We start from the raw sequence: 24356 nt of genomic DNA, 5'->3' as shown, positions 1-24356 counted from the left end.
GTCCGCATGGGGTCGAACGGCCCCCTGCCGCGGCCGGACGGCTCAGGTGGCCGTCACTCGGCGCCGAGTCCGGCGTCGTCGACCTCCTTCTCGCCCTCGGCCTTGAGGACCTTGTCGAGCAGCGTGAGGTCGTAGATGCCCTTGAGGTCGGGCTTCTCCAGCAGGCCCGCCGTGACCGCGTGCCGCGCCTCGGTGCCGAGGGTCGAGGCCAGCGGGTCGTCGAGGAAGGTGACCGACTTCCAGGCCGGGTCGATGACGTCGGCGGGCAGCGCCTTGCCCGACAGGTCCTTCAGCGCGGCGTTGGCGGACGCCTTCGCCTTGTCCGGGTTGGCGTTGATCCACGCGTTGGTCCGCACCGAGCCGCGCAGCACGGCCTCGACGACGTCCGGGTGCTCCTTGAGGAACTTCTGCGACACGATGATGTTCGTGATCACGAACTTCTTGCCGGGCCACAGCGTCGACTCGTCGAGCAGCACCTTGCCGCCCTCGGCGACCAGCTTGGACGCGGTCGGCTCAGGCACCCAGGCGCCGTCTATCGAACCCGACTTGAAGGCGTCCGGGGTCACCTTGTTGTCCGTACGGACGACGGAGACGTCCCCCTTGCCGCTCTGCGCGTCGACCTTCCAGCCCTTCTCCGCGATCCAGTTGAGGAAGGCGACGTCCTGGGTGTTGCCCAGCTGAGGCGTGGCGATCTTCTTGCCCTTGACGTCGTCCAGGGACTTGATCTTCTTCGGGTCGACCACCAGCTTGACGCCGCCGGAGGCGGAACCGCCGATGATGCGCAGGTTCCTGCCGTCGGACTTCGTGTAGCCGTTGATGGCGGGGGAGGGGCCGATCCAGCCGATGTCGATGGACCCGGCGTTCAGCGCCTCGATCTCGGAGGGACCGGCGTTGAAGGTCGAGGTCTTGACCGTGGTGCCGCCCAGCTCCTTCTGGAACAGCCCTTCCTTGACCCCCACCAGAGCGGTGGCGTGGGTGAGGTTGGGGAAGTAGCCGATCTTCACCTGGTCGACGGAGAGCTTCTTCCCGCTCGCGGCCACCTTGCTCTGCGCGCCGTCGTCGGTGGAGTCGGAGCCGTAGCCGCAGGCGGTCAGCAGGAGGGGAAGCGCCGCTAGCGCGGCGATGGTGCGCAGGGTGGTCAGCGGTCGTACGGCAGACACGGGGGTGTCCCTTCGGGTGACGGGTGATCAGGAGGGCGTGGGGAGAGGGGTGGTGAGGCCTGTGGGCACGCACCGGTGCTCCGCTCGCCGGCTCCGGGCGGCACGTTTGCCGTCGCGGACCGGGGAGCGGGCCGTGGGGGAGAAAGGCGCCGGCAGGTTCCGGCGGACGTCTCAGGCGGGCCGACAGATGGCGCTGGACACGCGGCCGAAGTCGATGTGGCGGCGTGAGGTCAGCGGGGAGGGCGGGGGGAACGCGCGGTCGAGCGATCGCATGGCCACACCCCCGTCGTTCCCTAGTTTTCCTACCTGGGTGCTAGGGATCGTGGCAGAAGGTGGCCGCCGCCCCAAGGGGGCGTTCGCATGCTGGACGAGCCCGTCTCGCGATACGGGAAGACGGTCGGCGGTCCGCTTCCGTGGAGGTCAGGCGGGCAGAGTGAACGGCGGGTGCGCGCCGTTGAGGAAGTAGTCCCCGACGTCGCGGAGCCGGTGTGCGACGGGCTCGTACAGGGTGTGGGTCCGGGCGTTGCGCCAGAAGCGGTCGAAGCCCAGGCGCGCGGAGGCGGACCGGGAGCCGATGACGTCGAGGGCGCGGGCGGTGGACTCCTGCGCGGCCCGCGACGCGGCGGCTTCGGCCATGGCCACCAGGACGGAGATCTCCGCGTACTCGTCGTAGGTGAGGTCGTCGCCGCGCGCCAGCCCGCCGTGCACGGCTTCCAGGGCCTGGGCGGCGAGCGCCGACGCGGAGCGGGTGAGGACGGTGAGTTCCCCGTAGACGGAAAGCGTCTGCGGGTCCCCGGCGGAGCCGGCCGGCCAGGCGGGATGCCAGGGCGAGTGGCCCGTCCGGCTGTATTCCCGGGCCTCGGCGAGCACTCCTTCGGCCAGGCCGAGGCGGAGCTGGACGGACAGCAGCCGCCCGACCGGCGACACCAGGGCGGTCGGGGGCGACAGGACGTCCTCGTCCGCGGACAGGGAGCCGAGTACGTCGTCGTCGGCGACCGGCACGGCGGCGAACTTCACGCTCCCGCCGGCCGCGAGCCGCTGGCCGAAGGTGTCGGCGTCGCCGTCGATCCGCACGCCGTCCTGTGCGGGGTCGACGACGACGGCGACCGGCTCGCCGGTGCCGGCCCGTACGGCGCGCACGGCGAGGCGGTCGGCCACCAGGACCCCGGTGGCGTAGTTCTGCCGGCCGTCGAGCAGGTGGCCACCGTCCGTCCCGGTCAGCGTCAGGGTGGCTTCCCGGGCGGCGAACCCGCCGCCCCAGCACCACTCGTGGGCCGCGGACCGGCGTTCGACCCGGGCGGCCCGGTCGGGGGTGGTGAAGAACCGCGCGCTCCACGACAGGAAGTAGTGGCAGCCGAGCAGCTGGCCGATCGCGCCGTCGGCCGCGGCGACCTCCCGGACCACCGCGCAGGCCGTGGGCCAGCCGGCGCCGCCTCCTCCCAGGGCGGCCGGCACGAGGAGCGACAGCAGTCCCGCCTCGCGCAGCCGGGACACCTCGTCGAAGGGGGTCTTGCCCGCCTGCTCCCGGGCCACGGCATCCGTGGCCAGGTCGTCCGCCGCCTCGCGGGCCACGTGCAGCCAGTGCGCGCGGCCGGGCCCGGCCCCGTCGGATTCCGGGACGGGGCCGGACGGCGCGGGGGCAACGCCCATGGCGGGGGTCTCCTCAAGTCGGGCCGCTGAGTGCGGCGTTGGGGCCCTGTCGCATCATCCTGCGCACCGTGCCGGGGGAGCGTCAACAGTTCCCGAGTAATTCGATAGGAATCATAGGGAACGCGGTCCTGAGCGCCCGTCCGGCATCCGGTCCGTGGTTGACGGGATCGGCGATGTACTGCTCAATTGACCGCATGAACGCTGAGCGACGCCTGGTCACCCGTGACCACATCGACTTCGGTCGGGTGTGGTCCGCCGCGTGTTGCGCCTGAAACGGCAGCGGGCCGCCTGACCGGCCCCTCGCTCCCCGGGCCACCCCGTCGCGGGTCGGGTTCCTCCCTTCGCCGCACCGTCGTCGCACGCGCCGGCCCCAGCGGTGACACCGCGCCGGCACAGTGTCCCCACCCCGCGGTGACACCGCGCTGAACCCGCGATGCTGATTCCGGGCCGGCCCACGCGCGGACGGTTCCGCGGCACCGGACACGCGCCGCCGCCGATCCGTTCCGCCGGGAGCCCGCCGTCCCTGTGTCATCACACCCGACCACACCCGCTCACACCCGCTCCCGGCACCCCGGGCGCGCCGTCGCACCCGGCCGCGCCGAGGGCCGCTTCGCCGCGCCCGCCCCCCGACCGCGGCGCAAGGGAACTTGAGAGCGGCGCAAAGGACTTGAGAAAGGCCATCTCCCATGCCGGTGGAGTTCCTGGGCATCGCCGCCACCAACGACGGCTCCGAGACGACCCCGCGCTCCGGCGCCGCCTTCGACAAGGAGTACACGCTCCGGCTCGCCCGGGCGCACGAGGACCACGGGTGGGACCGCGTGCTGTTCGCCTACGGGTCCGGTTCGCCCGATCCGGCGCCGGCCGCCGCGTACATCGCGAGCCGGCTGGACCGCCTGGGGATACTGCTCGCCCACCGGCCCAACGTCTCCTACCCGACCTTCGCGGCGAAGACCTTCGCCACCCTCGACCGGATCAGCCAGGGCCGGCTGACCGTGCACTTCATCACCGGCGGCAACGACCACGAGCAGGGGCGCGAGGGCGACACCCTCTCCAAGGACGAGCGCTACGCCCGCACCCGCGAGTACATCCGCGTCGTAGCTGGGCGACGCGATCGACTTCGGCCGCTACGTGATCCCGCTCGTCCGCGAGGAGGTCGCCGGGCGCGACGCGGAACGGGCGGCACGGAGCGCGCGGCCCTTCCCGGCGGTGGCCGAATGACCTCCGTGACCCCGGCGGGGACCGGGGACACGGCGCATTCGCAGATCAGCCCGCCCGACAAGCCCAAGACCGGCAAGTAGCCGTCCCCACGCCCCGAAAGGTCCGCCATGGCCACCGTCCTGTCCGTCTCCGGAAGCCCCTCCGCCACCTCCCGCACCGCCCGGCTGCTGCGCCACCTGGACGCGCGTCTCACCGCCCAGGGACACGAGGTGATCCCGCTCGACGTCCGCACCATCCCCGCCGAAGCCCTCCTCGGAGCCGACTTCGGGCACCCGGCGATCACGGAGGCGTCGGCGCTGTTCGACCGCGCCGACGCCTCCGTGATCGGCACGCCCGTCTACAAGGCCGCCTACTCCGGGCTGCTGAAGTCACTGCTCGACCTGCTGCCCCAGTACGGGCTGACCGGGAAGACCGTCCTCCCGCTGGCGACCGGCGGCAGCACCGCGCACGTCCTGGCGATCGACTACGCGCTGCGCCCGGTGCTCAGTTCCATGGGCGCCGCCCACATCGTCCAGGGCTGGTTCACGCTGGACAAGGACATCACGGTGGGCGACGACGGCACGCTGACCGTCGCGCCCGGCCCGGCCGAGGCCCTCGCCCAGGTCGTCGACCGGTTCTCCGAAGCCCTCGGCAGCCGTACGGCCCTGCTGGCGGCCGCCGGATGAACACCCCGGCCGGCAGCGGGTGCGAGCACGCCCGGCCGACCGTCGCGCCGCGGCACGGCGCCCCGTGGCGGGAGCAGCGGCGTGCCCGCTCCTGCACCTCCGCCCGCCCGCGCCTGCACCCGTGCCCGCGCCCGTGAACGCGCCGTGCACACCGACGAGGAGCACCCGATCATGTCCGGCATAACCCTCGACCGGGTGCGCTCCTACCGGCTCCCGGCCGAGGAGTGGCAGCGCCGGTGAACGCGGCTGCGGCGCCCCCGAGCCGCCGGGGACCGGCGCAGGGCGCACGCCGCAATCCCAAACGGTGCCGCCGACGTATGCCAAGTAGGGCCGCAGCCCGGGCACGCACTGACGGGTCGCCCGCCACCGTGCCGTGCCCGTCCCCATGGCCGCGGCCGTTCGCCCCGTGCCGCCGACAGTGGTGCGGGACGACGGAAGGAAGGGGTGTCCCTGATGCGAGCACAAGGCGTGCGGCGCGTTCTCGCGGCGTCCGCCGCCGGCCTAGTGATGGCCGGCGGCGCCGCGATCGGCGCGGCGGGCACGGCCGCGGCAGCACCTGCCGTCCACACCCGGGTGACCACCGACCGCTGCTTCGACGGCGACGGCCGGGGCTGCTTCGACCAGCGTGATTCCTGTTTCCACCACCGGTGGTTCTGCTTCGATCACGGGAACGACCGTTTCAACCGTTTCAACCGGTTTGATGGTTTCGACCGGTTCGACGGCGGGGGAACCGTGATCATCGTCGTGCGGTGAGACTCAGCCGGCTCCGCCGGACTCGCCCGAGCCCGGTTCGGCCATCCTGCGGTGTGCCTCGGCCTTGAGCTTGTCGGGGAGCACCTTGCCGGCCAGGCCCTGGGCCTTGGTCATGGCGGAGCCGGCGACGATCTTCTCCTTGCCCGCGAAGAGGGCGTCCAGGCCCTGGCGGGCCACCTGCGCCGGGTCGTCCTTCGACATCGTGCCGACCCGGGTGTCGTCCATGTCGGCCCGGTGGAAGAAGTCCGTCTCGGTGGGACCCGGCATCAGGGACGTGATCGTCACGCCGGTGTCCTTGAGTTCGTTCTGCAGGGCCTGGGCGAAGGACTGCAGGAAGGACTTGGAGGCGTTGTAGACGCTCTGGAAGGAGCCGGGCTGCGTGGAGGCGATGGAGGAGGTGACCAGCAGGCGTCCCTCGTCCCGTGCCGCCATGTCCCGCAGCACCCGGTTGGCCAGGTGCACGGTGGAGCGCACGTTGAGGTCGACGATCTCGAGCTGGTCGGCGAGGTCAGCGTCCAGGAAGGCGCCGCCGCGGCCCACGCCCGCGTTCAGGGCGACGACGGCGGGCGGCCTCCCCGTGGCCGTGACCGCCGCGTAGAAGCGCTCGGCCTCCTCGTAGTCGCGCAGATCGGCGCGGACCGTCTCGACTTCCGCGCCCTCGGCGCGGATCCGCCGCGCCGCGTCCTCGAGCCGTGCGTCGTCCTCGGCGTTGATGATCAGGTCGTAGCCGCGTTCGGCCAGCTGCCGGGCCAGTTCGAGACCGATGCCGCTGGACGCCCCGGTGACCACCGCTAGGGGCTTGGAATCGTTCATGCCTGCCCCAGTACCCCTCGCGGACGATGTGTCACGACGCCGGCCGGACATGCGGGGCCGGTGGCCGGGTGGTGCAATGACGGAAGGGATTCCCTGAGCCCGACGCACGAGAGCATGCTCTCCGGCCGATACGGGAGGAACCATGCCGTGACGCGCTCGGATCCGTCCCCCGCCCCCGCCGCCGGCACGCAGCCGGAAGAGGCCGACCGGCTGCGGGAGATGCTGCGTGAGCGTGGATACCAGAAGGTGCTCCTGTTCTCGGCGCTCATCGGTGTCCCGGTCTCGCTGGCCGCCTTCTGGTTCCTCGCCGGGCTCCACGAGCTGGAGCACGTGCTGTGGAGCGAACTGCCCGCCCACCTGGGCCGCAGCAGCCCCCCGTGGTGGTGGCCGCTGCCGCTGCTGGCGCTCGCCGGTCTGGTCGTCGGCCTGGTCGTCAGGCATCTGCCCGGGGCCGGCGGGCACGTCCCCGCCTCGGGACTGCACGCCGCGGGGCTGGCGCCACAGGCGCTGCCGGGAGTGCTGCTCGCGGCCGCGGCCAGTCTCCCGCTCGGCGCGGCGCTCGGCCCGGAGGCGCCGCTCATCGCCCTCGGAGGCGGCCTCGCGCTCCTCTTCCGGGACCTGGCCCGTGCCCCCGTCACGCCACAGAGCACGGCACTGCTCGGCGCGGCCGGCGCCGCCGCGGCCCTCTCGGCGATCTTCGGCAACCCGCTGATCGGCGCGGTGATCCTCATCGAGGTGGCCGGTGTGGGCGGCCCGCAGCTGTTCGCGGTCATGATCCCGGCGCTGCTGTCCAGCGGCGTCGGATCGCTGGTCTTCAGCGGTTTCGGCCGCTGGACGGGCCTTTCGCCGGGAAGCCTGTCGCTGAAGGTGGGCGTTCCGTTCCCCCGCCTCGACGCCGGGGACGTGCTGTGGTCGGTCCTGCTGGCCGTCGGCGTCGCCGCCGGCGTCCACCTGCTGCTGTCCGTCGGTCGCGCGGCCGCGGGGTTCGTCTCCGCGAACCCGGTCCCGCGCACGGTGCTGGTCGCCGTCGCCTCGGGGGCCTGTGCCTCGGTGTACGCCCTGGCCGTCGACCGGTCGCCGCAGGACGTGGCCTCCTCCGGCCAGGTCGCGCTGGCGCGGCTGGCCGCGGATCCCCACGCCTGGAGCGCGGGCGCCCTGGTCGCCGTTCTGCTCTGCAAGGCAGTGGCGTACGCCCTGTGCCTCGGCAGCCTCCGCGGCGGCCCCACCTTCCCCGCGCTGTTCCTCGGCGCCGCCGCCGGAGTGCTGCTCGCCCCGCTGCCCGGCCTGGGCGTCGTACCCGGCATGGCGGCGGGCATGGCGGCCGCGTCGGCGGGTGCGCTGCGGCTCCCGGTCAGCAGTGTGGTGCTCGTCGTCATGGTGCTGGGCAGCGCGGCGATGACCCCCGTGGTGATTCTGGCGGCGGTGATCGCCTTCGTGACGGTGGAGCTGCTGCCTCCCGGCCGCGCCGTGCCGCCGATGGGCAAGCCGGCCGGTCCACCGGCCGCCCGGCCCGCCGCCACCTGGAGCGCCGGCTCCGGACACCGGCCGGGACCGGCGGGCAGGAGGCGCTGATGACCACGCACCACGGCCCCGCCGGCCCGCGGCTCCCTGCACCCGGGCCCATGTCCGAGGCGGCCTTCCGCGACCTGTACCGCCGGCTGCGCGAGCCGGCCCCGGAGGGCGGGGCCCGGGGACGCGGCGCGCTGGACCGGCTGACGCCCGAGCGGGTGGTGGCGGCCGCCGCCGAGGTCCGGTGCGGGCGCGCCGTGTCGCTGGCCGCACCCGTGGAGACCCGGCCCGGCCCGGACAGCCCGGAACCCGCCTCCCACCGCATGACCGCACCGGCCCGCCCCGTCACCGGCGGCCACGGGCTCGACTTCGCGCGCGACCGCTTCGCCATGAACGTGCACGGAGACGTCGACAGCCACCTCGACGCCCTCTGCCACGTGATCTTCGACGGCGAGCTGTACGGGGGCGTCCCCGCGAGCACCGTGACACCGGACGGCGCCGGGGCGCTCACCCTCGACCTGGTGCGCGACGGCATCGTCGGACGCGGGGTGCTGCTGGACATCCCGCGCCTGCGCGGCGTGCCGTGGCTCGATCCCGGTGACCAGGTGACCGCCGAGGACCTGGCCGCGGCCGAGACCGCCCAGCGGGCCACGGTCGGACCGGGGGACCTGCTGCTCGTGCGCGTGGGGCACCGCCTGCGCCGGCGCACCCTCGGCCCCTGGGACGTGACGCGGGAGCGGGCCGGCCTCCACCCGACGGCGATGCGCTTCCCGGCCGAGCGGGGCGTGTCCGTCCTGGGTTCGGACGGCAACAACGACGCCGCGCCGAGCGCTGTCGCCGAGGTCGCCTTCCCCGTCCACGTGCTGGCGGTCAACGCTCTCGGCCTGCACCTGCTGGACTACCTGGACCTGGAGGAACTGGCGGAGGAGTGCGAACGGTTGGAGCGCCCGCACTTCCTGTGCGTGGTCGCCCCGTTGCGGCTCCCGGCGGCGACCGGCTCCCCGGTGAACCCGATCGCCGTGCTGTGACCGTGCCGGTGCCCGCCCTCCCGGGTGCCGCAGGGGAAGGAAGCGCGTACGTTCGAAGAGGGAAGAACCGCAACGGCCGCAGACCACGCTAGCAAGGACGGTGGTTGCCGTGGACGCCACGCCTTCGTACGACGTCATCGTCATCGGTACCGGAGCCGGCGGCGGCACACTGGCCCACCGCCTCGCCCCGTCCGGCAAACGGGTCCTCGTCCTCGAACGAGGCGACTGGCTGCCGCGCGAACGCGACAACTGGGACTCCACGGCCGTGTTCGTCAAGGCGAAGTACCGGGCGCCGGAGTTCTGGCTGGACAGCCACGGCAACGAGTTCCCGCCCGAGGTGAACTACTACGTCGGCGGCAACACCAAGTTCTACGGCGCCGCCCTGTTCCGGCTGCGTCCCGAGGACTTCGGCGAGCTGCGCCACCACGACGGCATCTCGCCCGCCTGGCCCATCGGTTACGACGACCTGGAGCCGTACTACACCGAGGCGGAGCACCTCTACCTGGTGCACGGCCGGCACGGCGAGGACCCCTGGGAAGGTCCGTGCAGCGCGCAGTACGCCTATCCTCCGGTCGAACACGAGGCGCGCATCGAGCAGTTGAGCCAGGACCTGGAGAAGCAGGGCCTGCACCCCTTCCACCTGCCGATCGGGGTGAACCTCACCCAGGACGAGCACGGCCGGGCCACCCACTCCAGCGCCTGCATCCGCTGCGACCGGGTGGACGGCTTCCCCTGCCTGCTCCGCGCCAAGTCGGACGCCCAGGTGATCTGCGTGGAACCGGCCCTGCGCCACCCGAACGTGGAGATGATCACGAACGCCCGGGTGACACGGCTGGAGACCGACGGCACCGGGCACAGCGTCACCACGGTGGTCGCCCAGCTCCCGGACGAGCAGGAGGCCCGGTTCTCAGCTGGCATCGTCGTCGTGGCCTGCGGAGCCGTCAACTCCGCCGCCCTCCTCCTCGCTTCGGCCAACGACCGGCATCCACACGGACTGGCGAACAGCTCGGACGTCGTCGGCCGCAACTACATGCGCCACAACAACCTGGCCCTGATGGCCGTCTCGAAGGAACCCAACGACACCCGGTTCCAGAAGACCCTGGCCCTGCACGACTGGTACCTCGGGGCGGACGACTGGGACTACCCCCTCGGCGGCATCCAGATGCTCGGCAAGTCGGACTCCGAGCAGATCCACGGCGAGGCGCCGCGCTGGGCCGGAGCCGTGACGCCGGACATGCCGTTCGAGGTCCTGGCGCACCACGCGGTCGACTTCTGGCTGTGCGGGGAGGACCTGCCGCAGCCCGGCAACCGGGTGACCCTGGAGGACGACGGCCAGATCCGGCTCACCCTCGACGAGGGGAACAACGTCGCCGGCCTGAAGCGCCTGCGGCACAAGCTGCAGCACATGCTGGGCCGGCTCGGCATGCACGAGCACCGGCTGCTGTCCCACAGCATCTACCTGCACAAGGGCATGCCGATCGGCGCCACGGCGCACCAGGCGGGCACGGTGCGCTTCGGCACCGACCCGGCGTCCTCGGCCCTGGACGTCGACTGCAAGGCGCATGACCTGGACAACCTCTACGTCGTCGACACGAGCTTCTTCCCGAGCATCGGCGCGGTCAACCCGTCCCTGACGGCCATCGCGAACGCCCTCCGGGTGGGCGACCACCTGCTTGAGCGGCTGGGCTGAGCGTTCGCGGGCGCCCGGGGACTCCGACCGGGCGACGAACTCAGCCAGGCGGCGCAACGCGGTCCGCCCCGGCGTGCCGGCGTCCCGCGCCGGTGCTTGTCTGGTGCCCGGACCTCCGGGCGACGGGCCCGGGGGCGCGGGCACGCAGTGGAGGAGCAGGACATCGTGAGTTCCACCGAGGACGCACCCCCGAGCGTGATCCCCGCCCAACTGCTGCGGGGCCAGAAGGCTCTGGTGACCGGCGCCAACTCCGGGATCGGCAGGGCGACGGCCGTCGCCCTGGGCCGGGCCGGGGCCGACGTCGTGGTGAACTACGTCGCCGGCGCGGACGAGGCCGAGAAGGTGGTCGAGGAGATCACCGGGTTCGGGGTCCGCGCGGCCGCCTACGAGGCGGACGTCTCCCAGGAGGACCAGGTCGTCGCCATGACGCGGCGCATGGTCGAGGAGTTCGGCACGATCGACATCCTGGTCGCCAACGCGGGACTCCAGCGGGACGCGGCGGTCACGGACATGACCCTCGCCCAGTGGCAGAAGGTCCTGGACGTCAACCTCACCGGGCAGTTCCTCTGCGCCCGCGAGGCGGCCAAGGAGTTCCTGCGCCGCGGGGTCGTCCCGGAGGTGTCGCGCGCCGCCGGGAAGATCATCTGCATGAGCTCGGTCCACCAGGTCATCCCCTGGGCCGGACACGTCAACTACGCCTCCTCCAAGGGCGGCGTGCAGATGATGATGGCGACCCTCGCCCAGGAACTCGCCCCCAAACGCATCCGCGTGAACGCGGTCGCCCCCGGCGCCATCAAGACGCCCATCAACCGCAGCGCCTGGGAGACCGCCGAGGCGCAGGAGGACCTCATGCGGCTGATCCCCTACAAGCGGATCGGCGACCCGGACGACATCGCCCACGCCGTAGTCGGCCTCGCCTCCGACCTCATGGACTACGTCGTGGGCACCACCCTGTACGTCGACGGCGGCATGACGCTCTTCCCCGGCTTCGCCACCGGCGGCTGACCCCCCTCGCCCGCGCCGGCCCCCGGAGACAGCCCACATGCACACGGTCCTGCTGCTGGCGGACGTCCCGCCGCAGACGCTGCCGGCCAGATCGATGATGGCCTTCACCCTGGCGTCCCACATCATCCTGGTCCCCATGGGCGTGGCACTGCCGCTGATCACGCTCATCATGCACGGCTACGGCCTGCGCCGCGGCGACGCCACCGCCCTGCTGCTGGCCCGGCGGTGGTCGGCCGTCATGGCGGTCCAGTTCGCGATCGGCGTCGTCACCGGCACCGTCCTGTCCTTCGAGTTCGGGCTGCTGTGGCCGGGCATGATGGGCCGGTGGGGCGACGTCTTCGGCATCGGGTTCGGCGTCGAGGCCTGGGCGTTCTTCCTGGAGGCCGTCCTCATCGCCGTCTACCTCTTCGGCTGGCGAAGGCTCCCCGCCCGCACCCACTTCCTGCTGGGGCTGCCGCTGCCCCTGACGGCCCTGCTCGGCGCCTTCGGGATCCTCGCCGCCAACGCGTGGATGAACACCCCGCGCGGCTTCACCCTCGACTCCGCCGGCAACCCGGTCGACGTGAAGATCTGGAAGGCGATCTTCACCCCCATGTTCGGCCCGCAGTACTGGCACTTCGTCGTGGCCATGTTCGTGACGGCGGGCTACGTCGTGGCCGGCGTCTACGCCGTCGGACGGCTCCGCGGCCGCCGCGACCGCTACCACCGGCTCGGCTTCACCGTCCCCTTCACGCTCGCCGCCGTCCTCACCCCCGTGCAGTTCGTGCTCGGCGACTCCATCGCCCGGCAGGTATTCCGCAAGCAGCCGGTGAAGTTCGCCGCCATGGAGATCGTCTGGAAGACCGACACGCACCAGCCGGAGTACCTCTACGGCCGGCTGCGTCCGGACGGCGGCATCTCCGGCGGCATCAGGATCCCGCAACTCGACTCCATCCTCGCCGGCTTCCACGCGGACACCAAGGTGACCGGGCTGACCTCGGTGCCCGCGAGCGACCGGCCGACGGCCAGGCAGGCCACCATCGCCCACTGGGCCTTCGACACCATGGTCGGCATCGGCTCCCTGCTGGTGCTGCTCGCGCTGTGGTACGGGGCGACGTGGCTGCTGCGCCGCAGGACGCCCGCGTCCCCCTGGTTCTACCGGGGCGCGGCCGTCGCCGGCGTCGCCTCCGTCGTCGCCGTGGAGTGCGGCTGGATCACCGCCGAAGTGGCCCGCCAGCCGTGGATCGTGTACCAGAACATGCGGGTCGCCGAAGCCGTCACGGCCACCCGTTCCACCAGCCTGTGGATCACCTTCGGACTGGTCGTCCTGCTGTACGTGTTCGTCTTCGGGTCTTTCCTCGCGGTGCTGCTGAAGATGCGCTCGCGCTGGCGGCTCGCCGACGCGGCGGGCGGGCCGCCCGGGGAGACGCCGGAGACGGACACGCCGTACGGACCGCGCTCCGCCGGGAGCCGGCCGTGATCGCCGGGGTCATCGCGGTCGTGCTGCTGCTCGCCGTCGCCGCCTACGCCTGCGGCGGCGGAACGGACTACGGAGCCGGCTTCTGGGACCTGACCGCCGGCGGGGCGGAACGCGGCAAGCGCCCACGGTGGCTGATCGACCGCGCGATGGAGCCCGTCTGGGAGGTCAACAACGTCTGGCTGATCTTCGTGCTGGTCATCATGTGGACGGGCTTCCCCGTGTTCTTCCAGCGGGTGTTCACCACGATGTGGCTGCCGCTGACGCTGGCCGCTCTGGGCATCGTGCTGCGCGGCGCCGGCTTCGCCCTGCGCAGGCCCGTGCGGCGGCTGGCCGGCCGGCGCCTGTACGGGGCCCTCTTCGCGGTCTCCTCGCTGCTGACGCCGTTCTTCCTCGGCGCTGCGGCCGGGGGAGTGGCCTCCGGCCGGGTCACCGCCACGACCACGGCGTCGACCCATGTGTGGGCCAACCCGACGTCACTGCTGTTCGGTCTGCTCGCCATCGCGGCCACGGCGACGCTCGGCGCCGTCTTCCTCGCCGCGGACGCCCGGCGCTTCGACGCACCCGACCTGGACCGGTACTTCCGCCACCGGGCCCTCGGCGCCCTCGCCGCCGTCGCCGTGCTCGCCGTCATCACCCTGATCGTCACCCACGGGGACGCGCCCCACGTGTGGCACGGGCTCACGCACGGCGTCGGGCTCGTCTTCGTCGTCGTGGCCGTCCTTGCCACGCTCACCACCGCCTGGCTGCTGCTGACCCGTCCCTCCGGGGTGTGGTCCCGGGTCACGGCGGTCGGCGTGGTCGCGTCGGCCGTCATCGCCTGGGGTATGGCGCAGCGACCCTACCTCGTCCCGACCTCGCTGACCGTCGCCGAGGGCGCGGGCGCCCACACCACGCTGCGCTGGCTGGGGTTCGTCACCCTGGTCGCCCTCGTGCTCGTCGTCCCCGCCGTCGTCCTGCTGTACTGGCTCGACACCCACGGCGAGCTGGAGGGCCTCAGCGACGCCGACCTGCGGCGCGACGCGGCCGGTGACGAGGGCTGACCCGGTGGCCGGCCGGCGCCCCGCGCGCCCGCCGTGCCCGGCGGGAGCCCGGTGAGCGAGGACGAGATCCTGCTGGGCCTCGGCCTGACCGTGGCCCTCGCCGTCGGCTCCCAGATCCTCGCGCACCGGCTGCGCATCCCCGCCCTGATCGTGCTGCTGCCCGCCGGGTTCACCGCCGGCGCCCTCACCGACGTCGTCGATCCCGAACGGCTGATCGGGCCGGACTTCCCCGCCCTGGTGTCGCTGTCGGTCGCGCTCATCCTGTACGACGCCGGACTGGGCCTCGACCTGCGCCACCTCAAGGGCGCCACCCGTACCGCCGTCCTGCGGCTCCTCGTGCTCGGCGTACTGCTCACCTGGGGAACCGTCATGGCCCTGGGGCCGGCCCTGCTCGGGGTGCCGGCCGCCGTGGCCAGCATGATCGGTGTGATCCTGGTGGTGTCCGGGCCGACCGTCGTCGGGCCCCTGCTCGAACACGTCGGCCCGTCGGAGAAGGTGCGGCGCGTCCTGATGTGGGAAGGATCGCTGATCGATCCCGTCGGCGGCATCCTCGGCGCCGTCATGTTCCACTCCATCGTCACCGGCGGACTCCAGACCGGTCACTTCCGCGTCGGCGCGTTCCTCGCCGGCCTCGCCGTCGGGCTGCTGGGCGGCGCGGCCGGCGCCGCGCTGCTCTGGCTCACCCTGCGCGGGCTCCGCCTCGGCGAGACGCTCGGCACGCTCGCCCAGCTCGCCACCGTCGTCCTGGTGGCCGCGGTGTGCGACATGGCGTACGACGACACCGGGCTCATCGCCGCGATCGTCACCGGGCTGACCGTCGCGAACCTGCCGGGGCTCGACATGCCCGCACGCCGGCCGTTCTTCGAGACCCTCGTTCAGCTCATCATCGGCCTGCTCTTCGTCTCCATCTCGGCCACGGTGACGCCGCGGTCCGTCGTCCCGGTCCTGTTGCCCGCGCTGACGCTGGTCGTCGTACTGGTCCTGTTGACCAGGCCCCTGGCCGCCCTGCTGTCCACCCTCCGCACCGATCTGCTCACCCCGGAACGGGCCTTCGTCGGCTGGATGGCGCCGCGGGGCATCGTCGCCGCCTCCACCGCCACCACGTTCGCCGGCTCACTGGTCGCCGCGGGCCTGGCCGGCGCCGACCGGATCCTGCCCGTCACCTTCCTGGTGATCGTCGCGACGGTCCTGGTCTACGGGCTGACCGCGAGGCCGGTCGCGGCCAGACTCGGCGTGGCACGGCCCACCCGTTCCCGCCCGCTCCTGGTGGGCGGCGCTCCCTGGGCCGTCGACCTCGCCCGGTCGCTGCGCGACGCCGGGGCCGACGTGCTGATGTGGGCGGGGGACGCGGGGCAGCGGAGGCGGATCGAGCAGGCGGGGATCGAGCTGGCCGCGGGCGAACTCATGGCCGTGGCGACCGATCCGCAGGCCCGGCTGGAGGGAGTCAACGCGGTCTTCCTGCTCACGGACGACGACGACTTCAACACGCTCGCCTCGATCGTCATGCAGGACAGCGTGGACGGACCGGTCCACCGCGTCGGTCCGCCGCCCGGCAGCCAGGGCGTCGTCGCCCCCTACACCGCCGGCGGCACCCTCTTCGGCCCCCGGCTCCCGCGTCATGCCCTCGCGGCCCGCCACGAGCGGGGCGAGCGGTTCCACGCGCGGCCCGCGTCGGCGCCGCCTCCACCCGGGTACGACACCCTGTTCGTGGTGCGCCGGGACGGCCGGCTGGAACCCGTCACCGCGACCGGACCGGTCGCCGCGGAGCGGGGGGACACCCTCGTCCTCCTCGGCCCTGAGCCCGCCGAGGCATGAGGAGAGGTGGACTACCGCCGGTCGAGCGCCTCGTTCAGGGTGATGGCCGAGTCGATGAGGGCGAGATGGGTGAACGCCTGCGGAAAGTTGCCGAGCTGGCGGCCCGTCGGGTCGATCTCCTCGGAGTACAGGCCCAGATGGTTGGCGTACCCCATCATCTTCTCGAACACCAGCCGCGCCTTGTCGGTGCGCCCCGCCCGCGCCAGGGCGTCGACGTACATGAACGTGCACAGCGAGAAGGTGCCCTCCGAGCCGCGCAGTCCGTCGGGCGAGGCGTCCGGGTTGTAGCGGTAGACCAGGCTGTCGCTGACCAGTTCCTGCTCCATGGCGTCCAGGGTCGCGCCCCACATCGGATCCCCGGGGGTGAGGAACCCGACCGTGGCCATGCGCAGCAGCGAGGAGTCCAGTACCTCACTGCCGTAGTGCTGGACGAAGGCCTGCCGTTCCTCGTTCCACCCCTTGGCCATCACCTGCTCGTAGACGGCGTCCCGTTCGCTGTGCCAGCGTCCGGACGCCGAGGGCCACCCCTTCGACTCGGCGAGCCGCAGGGCCCGGTCGAACGCCACCCAGGACATCACCCGGCCGTAGGTGAAGTCCTGGCGGCCGCCGCGGGTCTCCCAGATGCCCTCCTCCGCCTGGTCCCAGTGGTCGGCCAGCCATTCCAGGTCCGCCCGTATCGAGTTCCATCCCGTGTGCCCGACCTGGAAGCCGTGCCGGTGCGCGAAGTAGATGCTGTCCAGGGCCTCGCCGTAGATGTCCAGCTGGAGCTGGGTGGCGGCGCCGTTGCCGATCCGGACCGGCGCGGACCCCGCGTAGCCCTCCCAGTGGTCGAGGATCGTCTCGTCCAGGTCGGAGGAGCCGTCGACCTTGTACATGATGTTCAGCGGGCCCGTGCTCCCCTCGCTGCCGACCCGTTCCTTGACCCGGTCGCTCAGCCAGAGGATGAAGGCCCGCGCCTCCTCCGTGAAGCCCAGTCCGAGCAGGGCGTACACGGAGAAGGACGCGTCGCGGATCCAGGTGAAGCGGTAGTCCCAGTTGCGTTCACCGCCCAGTTGCTCCGGGAGGGCCGCGGTGGGGGCGGCCACCAGGGCGCCGCTGGGGGCGAAGGTCATGAGCTTCAGCGTGATCGCGGAGCGCTCCACCACCTCCCGCCACCGGCCGGTGTAGCGCGACTGCGCCAGCCAGGAGCGCCAGAACGCCGCCGTCTCGTCGAAGAGCCGTTCGTGTTCCTCGCGGCGGACCTCCCTGGGCGGCCCCTCGCCGCCCATCTCCAGCACCAGGCCGCGCTGTTGGCCCGCTTTCAGGGTCAGCGAGAGGTGCAGGTCGGCGTCGCGGTCGGTGAGGACGTCCACCAGCTGCTCGTCCTCCGGCTCCCGGACGGGGTGCACGGTGAGCTGCGTGCCGTCCGCCGCGGCGAAGACCGCCCCGTGCGGGGTGATGTGCAACTGGTGGGGTGTGCGCCCGTAGTCGAACCGCGGGGCGATCTCCACCTGGAACGTCATGGTGCCGCGCACACAGCGGACCAGGCGGACCAGCCGGTGGCGGGCGGTGGTCGCCGTACCGGTCACGGGCATGAAGTCGAGCACCTCGCCCGCGCCCGCCTCGGTCATGAACCGGGTCACCAGGATCGCCGTGTCGGGCAGGTACAGCTGCTTGGTGGCATGGGTCCGGTGAGCCGGCCGCACCGTGCAGTGCCCGCCCTTGTCCTTGTCCAGCAGCGCCCCGAACACACTGGGCGAGTCGAACCGCGGCGAGCAGAACCAGTCGACCACCCCCTCGGTGGTCACCAGCGCCGCGGTCTGCAGATCGCCGATCAGGCCGTGGTTCTCGATCAGCGGGTAGTCGTCCATCGGGGCCCCTTCCGGCGTGCGATTCACCCGAACGCGCCCCCCTCGATCAGCGTAGGCCGCGGGCCCCGCTCCGGCTCGTCGGGCCGGAGGGGCGCCCGGGCGCCGTCAGCCGGGTGCACCGGCACGGCGGGCCGCGCGCCGCCACAGGAGGCGCTGCAGGCGCAGGGTGAGGACCCCGACCACCACCAGGACGAGCACGTTGAGCAGCAGTTGGACCAGTGAGCCCCACGCCTGGTGCCAGTCGGCGAAGGCGACCGAGACGGCGATGTCCGATGCCGCGGGGATCGTCGTGACGGAGATGAAGACTCCGAGCAGGGCGCTGCCGCGTGCCTCGGTGAGCGAGACGATGCCGACGACACCGGCGAGGACGGCGACGGCGACCGAGAAGAAGTCCGGCGTGTCGATCAGGTGGGACACGGGCCGCACGCCCAGCTCGAAGGCCGTGGACTGCAGGCCGGCGACGCGCACCAGCGCGGCGAAGACGAGGGTGACCGCGATGGCCAGCGCGAAGCCGGCGGTCAGCGCGCGGGTCCCCGCCCAGATCCTGCGGCGGTTACGGCGGTCCACACCGAGTGCGACGCTGGTGATCGCGCTGTACTCGGGGCCCACCACCATGGCCGCCACGACGAGGATCTGAGAGTTCGTCACGATGCCGACCGAGCCGATGAGTCCGGCGATCACCAGGAACAGGTAGAAGGACGGCGGATAGGTCCCGCCCGCGCGGATGTGGGCCTCCACCGCCGCCCACAGCGGCGCGTGGACCAGCGCCGCCGGCTGCTCGGCCTCGATCCGTTCGGCGTGCTGCGAGAACATCATGTCGACGTCGCCGACGGCGATGGATCCGGCGCGGTCCACCCCCAGTTCGCGGAGTTCGCCCAGCACGCCGTTCGCGGCGCCCCGCATCACGTCGCACTCCAGCGCGTCGCCGTCCGCGGCGTCGGCGGCCCTCACGAGCACCAGGTTGAAGACGCGGTCGTTCGGAGCGAGCAGTTCGACGGCCGCCCGGGTGAGGGCGGGCGGCACAACGACGCGGAAGTGGATCAGATCCATCCTGACCTCCTGCGGCAGCAGCCGGCGCGGTCACGGCCCGCACTGCGTGCCGTCACCGGTCCGGCCGGGACACGGCCCGTACCGCCGCCGCCAGTACGCGCTCCGGGCTCCCGGACGCGTCGACGGTGACGCCCGGCTCGCCGGCGTGCAGCGGATCCAGCGTGGCGTACTGGGAGTCGAGCAGTTCCGCCGGCATGAAGTGGCCCGTGCGGCGTGCCATGCGTTCCTCGGCCACCTCACGGTCGAGGGCCAGGTACACGAACCACACGTTCGCGCCCGTGCGGCGGAACTCGTCGCGGTACGCGCGTCTCAGCGCGGAACACGCGGCGACACCGCCGTGTCCGCTCGACGCCGTACGCCGGATCCACTCCGTGAGCGCCGCGAGCCAGGGCCGCCGGTCGGCGTCGTCGAGCGGCTGCCCGGACGCCATCTTGACTCGGTTGGCCACGGGGTGGAGGTCGTCCCCCTCCAGGAACGGCACACCGAGCCGCTCGGCGAGCCGGGTGCCGACGGTGGACTTGCCGGACCCGGACACACCCATCACGATCACCACGCGCGAACCGCCGACCGTTGCGGCCAACGGACCTCCCTGTGCCGACGACGGGGGACGTCACACCTCCACTATCGGCCGCGGCGGTGGTCCTCACCATGCGGGTCGGCCGGATCTGGCGGATAGTGAAGGAGGACGACGTCCCCGCCGGCTTCCCCGTACCCCAGGAGGCTCGATGCCCGCCTCACGGCCGCTGGCCGCGCTCATCGGCGTCGCGGTGTTCGGCGTCTTCGGCATCTCGCTCACCGCCTGCCAGGACCAGGCGTCCGGTCAGATCATGGCGCGCAACGGTGTCAGGCTCGTGGACACCTTCTCCAACCCGCCGATCGAGGGATGCCACCGCTTCTCCGAGGGCGTGACCCACGTCCACAACCAGACGCAGAGCAGGTTGCTCCTCTTCACGACACCCAACTGCACGGTGCCGAGGGGCGGGCAGGGCAACTACCTGGACATCGGGGGGTCGGACCAGGTGGTGAGGGCCACGGGCCTGTGGCGCAGCTTCTCCTTCGCCCCCAACTGACGGCCTCGACCCGGCGACTGACAGGGTCGTCCCCGGCTGGCACGGCGTCGCCACCGACTGGCACGGCGTCACCAACGACTGGCACGGCGGGCCTACGACCGGTCCCCCGGGTCCTCGTCGTCGCGGAGTCTTCTCCACAGACGGGTGCGGTGCAGGACGTAGAGGGCGGCGACCAGGACCCCGGCCTGCAGTCCGACGGCGAGGAGCCAGAAGACGGCCCTGCTCTCGATCTCGTCCGTGAGATAGCTGAAGTTCATGCCGAAGTACCCGGTCAGGAACGTGAGCGGCAGAAAGATCATCGACACGATGGTCAGCCGGTTGATCACGCCGTTCTGCTCGCCCGACACCAGGGACGAATAGCTGGCGAAGGCGCGCCGGGTGCCTTCCTGCAGGGCCTGGACGTCCGCGAGCACGAGCCGGCCGGCGTGCTGGAACTCCGTGGCGAGCCGCCTGCGTTCCTCCGGGAAGTCCCGGTTCAGCATCCGGCGGGTGAAGACCTCGTCCATCGCCTGGAGGTAGGGGAGCAGGAAGTGGTGCAGGCTCGCGGCACGGCGCCGCAGCCGCGCCAGCCGGTACACCTGCTCGGGGCGGCGGTGGTCGAACATGTCGTCCTCCAGGTCCTCCACCGCCAGGAGAGCCTCCACCGCGGCCCGCCGGAACGTCTCCAGGGCCTCGTGCAGCAGCAGGAACAGCACGGCCGCCGTGTCGGGAGGGTGCTCCTCCCCGAGCCGCGCGTAGAGGCGTTCCAGCGGCTCGGCCGGTTCGGCCGGCCCCCGGTGAAAGACGATCAGGTGCCGCTCGGTGGCCAGGACATGCAGGTGAACCACCCGGCCGCCGTCGACGGCGGGCACGACGAGAGCGACCCGGTCACCGAGGAAGTCGGCCCGTGCCGGTGTGCCCGCCTCGCCGAACCACGGCGGGCACTCGGCCGCCAGACCGAGCCCGTCGACGACCGTCCGGCCCCCGGCGTCCGCGCCGTCGGTCAGCTGGACGTCGACGAGCAGGAAGTCGGATGCGGTGAGACGCCGGCGTGCCTCCGCCAGGTCCGTGCGAGCGGCGATCCCCGCGGGCATCGCCACCACCGAAACGATCATCTTCCCTCGCCGTCGTCGTAGTCCGGTGACCCACGGTCCGTAGACTTCGGCGTCGCCGGTCACCAACACACGCAGGCGCATCGACGGGTGCCCCGAACGGGCGCACCGGGAAGCCGGCCGCGCCTCCCCGACTGCCACGGGTGAGCGCCGGCGGCCGTGCCGGGCGAGACTGGACGCCGCCCGGCACGACCGGTCGCCGGACCCGTGTCAGCTCTCGCGCAGGCGGGCCAGCGTCGCGTCCAGCTCGGCCTGGCGGGGGCGGTTGTGGGGCAGCTTGGCGAGGAGGGCGGCCATGCCGCAGGTGTTGGTCACCGCGGAGAACACCAGGCCGCCCGCGATGCCCGCGGACAGGAGCCGGAAGGCCGGGTGGACCGCCTCGCCGAGGGCCAGGCCGAGCAGGACGGCCGACCCGGCGGTGAGGCGGACCTGGCGCTCCATGCCCCAGGTGGCCCCGGTGCCCCCGTGCGGGCGTCGGAGGTCGTTGCCCTGGGCGGCCCAGGCGCCGGTGCCGCCGGACAGGGTGGCGGTGTGGACGCCGTGCTCGGCGAGTGTCCGGCAGGCGTTCTCGGAGCGGGCACCCGACGCGCAGACGACGAGGACCTCGCCGCGCCCGGCGGCGCTCCGGATGTCCGGCAGCGCGCGGTCGAGCTGGTCGAGCGGGATGTTCAGGGCGCCGGGGATGTGACCGCCGGCGTACTCGCCGGGCGTGCGGACGTCGATGACGGTGAGCTCGTGGAGACGGGAGCGGGCCTCGTGCGGGTCGAGGCTGGCGGGGGTGGGCATGGTCGGTGCCGTCCTTCGTGTCGGTGCTGTTCGGGAGGGGAGGGGGCGGGAGGGGGAGTGCCCCTGCCCCGAGGGAAGCCGGTGCGGGGTGCCGGTGCGGGAAGTCGGTGCGGATGGTCATGAAGTGCTCACGGGACCGGACCGTGCCGACGTGGCCGGGTCACAGGAGCGCGTCGGTGAGCATGAAGGCGGCGACCGCGAGGAGGACGCAGGCGAAGAGGCGCCGCAGCGTCCCGCCCGCGATCCTGGCCGACAGCCGTTTCCCGTCCCAGGCGCCCAGGACCGCCGCCGCGGTGAACGGCGCGATCACCGCCCAGTCCAGGTGCGTGCCGGTGCCGGCCCGGGCGGCGAGCGCGGCCAGCGAGTTGACCGCGATGACCAGCAGGCTGGTGCCGACGGCCCGGCGCATGGGCAGGCTCAGCACGCCGACCAGGGCCGGCACGGCGAGGAAACCGCCGCCCACGCCGAGGAACCCGGTCACCGCGCCGAGCCCGGCGCCCGCGGCGCCGGCCCTGCCGGGACGCACCCGGTCGGCCGTCCCGGCGGGCGCGGGCCGCAGCATGCGCAGGGCGGCCGCCGCCGCTATGACGGCGAAGGCGAGGGTCAGCACGCTCTGGGGCAGGCGCCCGGCCGCGGCGCCCGCGAGCATCGCGGGCGCGATGCCCGCCGCCGCGAACAGCAGCCCCGTCCGCCAGGCCACGTTGCCGTCCCTGGCGTGCCCCACGAGCACCGTGACCGTGGTCAGGGTGACGATGATCAGGCTGGCCGTGGTCGCTTGCGCGGGGGTGAAGCCGAGCAGGTAGATCAGGGCGGGCACCGCCAGGACGCTGCCACCGCCGCCCAGCCCGCCGAGGGCCAGGCCGACGACGGCACCGGCGACGAGCGCGAGGATCAGAGGGGTCATGCCGTCGAGCCGTCGTTCCCGTGTGCGTCGACGACCGGATGCCCCGCGCGGGCCCACGCGGCCATGCCGCCCGTGTCGTCCACCGCCCGCGCGCCACGGGCGGCGAGCAGCGCGGCGGCCTGCCGTGAGCGGTGCCCGCCGCGGCGGATCACCACCAGCGGCCGTCCTCGGACCACGCCGGGCAGGGCGGCTTCCGCCGTCAGGCCGGACAGCGGTGCGTGGACCGCGCCGGGCGCGTGCCCGGCGTTCCACTCGGTCTGCTCGCGCACGTCCAGCAGGACGGCCGGGGCATCGGCGCCCCGGGTGCGCCGGTGGGCTTCGTCCACGGTGACGCGGTTCTCACCGCGGCGGAAGAGGGACATCACACAACCTCTCGGAAAGTCTCAGGGGGCCCGGCGGGCCGGCTCAGCCGGTGACCACGGTCAGTCCGGCGCCGGTGGCGGAGTCGAAGCCGTCGTCGACGGCCACCACGTCGCGGGCCGCGGCGTCCAGCAGCGAGGCGGCGATCGCGGCGCGCATGCCGCCCGCGCAGTGCACCCACACGGTGCCGGCCGGAACCTCGCCGAGCCGTCCGTGCAGCTCGTGGACGGGAATGTGCACGGAGCCCGCGACGTACCCGGTGGCCCGCTCGGAGTCGCGCCGCACGTCCAGGACGACGATCCCGTCCGTGCCGTGCTCGGCCAGGCCCGCGAACGTGGACCGGGGGAAGGAGGCGAGGGAGCCGCCCTCGGCCACCCAGTCCCCGGGCGCGCCGGTCGCGGCGGCGGCGGGCCGGTCGATGCCGACGCGCACCAGCTCCCGCTGGGCGGCGGCCAGCTGCTCCGGGGACTCGGCGAGCAGGGTCACCGGCTTGCCCCACGGGATCGTCCAGGCCAGGTAGGTGGCGATCTTGCCGTCCCCCTCGAAGTTGAACGAGCCGGCGACGTGGCCCTCGGCGAACGCGACCCGGTTGCGCAGGTCGACGACCCATTCACCGGCCGCCAGCCGGGCGGCGATCTCGCCGGCGTCCGCGACGGCGGGCGGGGTCAGGTCCACCGGGGCGGGACCGCCGGCGTTGGCCGGGCCCATGTGCGCGTAGTAGGCGGGGACGTCGTCCAGGCCGGCCAGCAGCCCGGCGACGAAGGTGTCCACGTCCTGGGTCAGCGCGGCGTTGACCGCCTTCTCCTTGCCGATGGTGGTGGCGTCCCCCTCGGCCTGCGCGGAGGAGCAGAAGCTGCCGAAGCCGTGCGTGGGCAGGACGGACGTCTCGTCGGGCAGCTCGGCCGCCAGGCGGTGCGCGGAGGCGTGCTGGGCGCGCGCCAGCCGCTCGGTCAGCCGGGGCTCGACCAGGTCGGGGCGGCCGACCGTGCCGATCAGCAGGGAACCACCGGTGAACGCCGCCACCGGCCGGTCCTGCTCCCGCAGCACGTAGGAGGTGTGGTGCGGGGTGTGTCCCGGGGTGGCGACGGCCAGCAGTTCGAGCCCGGCGTCGACAATGACGCGGTCGCCGTCGGCCACCGGCACCCGGGCGAAGGACACCCGCGCACCGGCGGGCACCAGGTAGGCGGCACCCGTGACCCGCGCCAGCTCAAGACCGCCGGTGACGTAGTCGTTGTGGATGTGGGTCTCCACGACGTGGGTGATCCGTACGCCACGCCGGGCCGCCGCTTCCAGCACCTGGTCGAAGTCACGGGGCGGGTCCACCGCGACGGCCGCCCGGCTGCCGCCGGCCAGGTAGTGCCGGTTGCCCAGGCCGTCGAGCTCGATGGTGTCGATGAAGAACACGGAGACGTTCCCTTCTGACGCAATTACCCCCCGGGG

The 24356-nt window shown here is 72.9% G+C and carries 22 protein-coding genes and 1 pseudogene; 12 read left to right on the top strand and 11 right to left on the bottom strand.

All coding sequences use genetic code 11. The features are described 5' to 3' along the window. Positions 1-53 precede the first annotated feature (53 nt). Entirely contained in the window at positions 54-1160 is a 1107-nt protein-coding gene (locus IE177_RS12705) for an aliphatic sulfonate ABC transporter substrate-binding protein (RefSeq protein WP_190015368.1), read from the bottom strand. Positions 1161-1580: 420 nt separating this feature from the next. After that, the gene (locus IE177_RS12700; protein ID WP_190015367.1) at positions 1581-2810 is read right to left on the bottom strand and encodes an acyl-CoA dehydrogenase family protein; all 1230 of its coding nucleotides are present in this window, start codon (positions 2808-2810) and stop codon (positions 1581-1583) included. Positions 2811-3496: 686 nt separating this feature from the next. Between IE177_RS12700 and IE177_RS12695 the strand changes: the two are divergent. The 4 genes and pseudogenes from IE177_RS12695 to IE177_RS12680 form a co-directional block, all read left to right on the top strand. Further along, positions 3497-3907: pseudogene (locus tag IE177_RS12695) on the top strand (LLM class flavin-dependent oxidoreductase); the annotation flags it as partial. Between the two features lie 228 nt (positions 3908-4135). After that, positions 4136-4693 carry an NADPH-dependent FMN reductase gene (ssuE, locus tag IE177_RS12690; RefSeq protein WP_190015366.1) on the top strand — a complete coding sequence of 186 codons (558 nt, stop codon included), beginning with the start codon at positions 4136-4138 and terminating at the stop codon, positions 4691-4693. A gap of 81 nt (positions 4694-4774) precedes the next feature. Continuing rightward, complete coding sequence (locus IE177_RS12685; RefSeq protein ID WP_190015365.1) at positions 4775-4933, top strand: hypothetical protein; 159 nt, start codon at positions 4775-4777, stop codon at positions 4931-4933. Between the two features lie 213 nt (positions 4934-5146). Continuing rightward, complete coding sequence (locus tag IE177_RS12680; protein WP_229816033.1) at positions 5147-5446, top strand: hypothetical protein; 300 nt, start codon at positions 5147-5149, stop codon at positions 5444-5446. A 3-nt stretch (positions 5447-5449) separates the two neighbouring features. On the opposite strand, the gene IE177_RS12675 is transcribed toward IE177_RS12680, so the two are convergent. After that, positions 5450-6259, bottom strand: a complete 810-nt coding sequence (locus IE177_RS12675) for an SDR family NAD(P)-dependent oxidoreductase (RefSeq protein WP_190015364.1) — start codon at positions 6257-6259, stop codon at positions 5450-5452. Positions 6260-6406: 147 nt separating this feature from the next. On the opposite strand from IE177_RS12675, the gene IE177_RS12670 reads away from it, so the two are divergent. The 7 genes from IE177_RS12670 to IE177_RS12640 all read left to right on the top strand — a co-directional run bounded on the left by IE177_RS12670 (position 6407) and on the right by IE177_RS12640 (position 15805). Further along, complete coding sequence (locus tag IE177_RS12670; protein WP_229816027.1) at positions 6407-7831, top strand: chloride channel protein; 1425 nt, start codon at positions 6407-6409, stop codon at positions 7829-7831. Further along, a complete protein-coding gene (locus IE177_RS12665) occupies positions 7831-8796 on the top strand; it encodes a cyclase family protein (protein ID WP_229816026.1) in 966 nt (321 codons plus the stop codon). The genes IE177_RS12670 and IE177_RS12665 overlap by 1 nt, the downstream gene beginning before the upstream one ends. Positions 8797-8896: 100 nt before the next feature. Further along, complete coding sequence (locus tag IE177_RS12660; RefSeq protein WP_190015363.1) at positions 8897-10486, top strand: GMC oxidoreductase; 1590 nt, start codon at positions 8897-8899, stop codon at positions 10484-10486. 165 nt (positions 10487-10651) lie between these two features. Continuing rightward, the gene (locus tag IE177_RS12655) at positions 10652-11491 is read left to right on the top strand and encodes an SDR family oxidoreductase (RefSeq protein ID WP_229816025.1); all 840 of its coding nucleotides are present in this window, start codon (positions 10652-10654) and stop codon (positions 11489-11491) included. Positions 11492-11528: 37 nt separating this feature from the next. Then, on the top strand, positions 11529-12950 hold the full coding sequence (locus IE177_RS12650; RefSeq protein ID WP_190015362.1) for a cytochrome ubiquinol oxidase subunit I: 1422 nt from the start codon (positions 11529-11531) through the stop codon (positions 12948-12950). Further along, positions 12947-13990, top strand: coding sequence for a cytochrome d ubiquinol oxidase subunit II (locus tag IE177_RS12645; RefSeq protein WP_190015361.1), 1044 nt, complete (start codon positions 12947-12949; stop codon positions 13988-13990). Before IE177_RS12650 ends, IE177_RS12645 begins: the two co-directional genes overlap by 4 nt. A 51-nt stretch (positions 13991-14041) precedes the next feature. Beyond that, entirely contained in the window at positions 14042-15805 is a 1764-nt protein-coding gene (locus tag IE177_RS12640) for a cation:proton antiporter (RefSeq protein WP_190015360.1), read from the top strand. Positions 15806-15816: 11 nt separating this feature from the next. Here IE177_RS12640 and IE177_RS12635 read toward each other — a convergent pair whose 3' ends face one another. The 3 genes from IE177_RS12635 to IE177_RS12625 all read right to left on the bottom strand — a co-directional run bounded on the left by IE177_RS12635 (position 15817) and on the right by IE177_RS12625 (position 19285). Further along, positions 15817-17655, bottom strand: a complete 1839-nt coding sequence (locus IE177_RS12635; RefSeq protein WP_190015359.1) for a glycoside hydrolase family 15 protein — start codon at positions 17653-17655, stop codon at positions 15817-15819. Positions 17656-17760: 105 nt separating this feature from the next. Then, positions 17761-18705 carry a DUF389 domain-containing protein gene (locus IE177_RS12630; protein WP_190015358.1) on the bottom strand — a complete coding sequence of 315 codons (945 nt, stop codon included), beginning with the start codon at positions 18703-18705 and terminating at the stop codon, positions 17761-17763. Positions 18706-18757: 52 nt separating this feature from the next. Further along, positions 18758-19285 (bottom strand): gluconokinase, encoded by a 528-nt coding sequence (locus tag IE177_RS12625; RefSeq protein ID WP_268253159.1) that lies wholly within the window; start codon positions 19283-19285, stop codon positions 18758-18760. 145 nt (positions 19286-19430) lie between these two features. On the opposite strand from IE177_RS12625, the gene IE177_RS12620 reads away from it, so the two are divergent. Next, positions 19431-19775 carry a hypothetical protein gene (locus IE177_RS12620; RefSeq protein WP_190015357.1) on the top strand — a complete coding sequence of 115 codons (345 nt, stop codon included), beginning with the start codon at positions 19431-19433 and terminating at the stop codon, positions 19773-19775. A 92-nt stretch (positions 19776-19867) separates the two neighbouring features. Here the strand turns inward: IE177_RS12620 and IE177_RS12615 are convergent, their stop codons facing one another. The 5 genes from IE177_RS12615 to IE177_RS12595 form a co-directional block, all read right to left on the bottom strand. Beyond that, a complete protein-coding gene (locus IE177_RS12615) occupies positions 19868-20869 on the bottom strand; it encodes a CorA family divalent cation transporter (protein ID WP_229816024.1) in 1002 nt (333 codons plus the stop codon). A 207-nt stretch (positions 20870-21076) separates the two neighbouring features. Further along, positions 21077-21652 (bottom strand): rhodanese-like domain-containing protein, encoded by a 576-nt coding sequence (locus tag IE177_RS12610; protein ID WP_190015356.1) that lies wholly within the window; start codon positions 21650-21652, stop codon positions 21077-21079. Positions 21653-21812: 160 nt separating this feature from the next. Beyond that, positions 21813-22556, bottom strand: a complete 744-nt coding sequence (locus IE177_RS12605; RefSeq protein ID WP_190015355.1) for a sulfite exporter TauE/SafE family protein — start codon at positions 22554-22556, stop codon at positions 21813-21815. After that, a complete protein-coding gene (locus IE177_RS12600; protein WP_190015354.1) occupies positions 22553-22918 on the bottom strand; it encodes a rhodanese-like domain-containing protein in 366 nt (121 codons plus the stop codon). The genes IE177_RS12605 and IE177_RS12600 overlap by 4 nt, the downstream gene beginning before the upstream one ends. Before the next feature lie 43 nt (positions 22919-22961). Further along, positions 22962-24320, bottom strand: a complete 1359-nt coding sequence (locus IE177_RS12595; protein ID WP_190015353.1) for an MBL fold metallo-hydrolase — start codon at positions 24318-24320, stop codon at positions 22962-22964. Positions 24321-24356 lie beyond the last annotated feature (36 nt).

Source organism: Streptomyces lucensis JCM 4490, assembly GCF_014650035.1.
GTDB classification, from domain to species: domain Bacteria; phylum Actinomycetota; class Actinomycetes; order Streptomycetales; family Streptomycetaceae; genus Streptomyces; species Streptomyces lucensis.
This window is presented reverse-complemented; position numbering and strand designations above follow the sequence as displayed.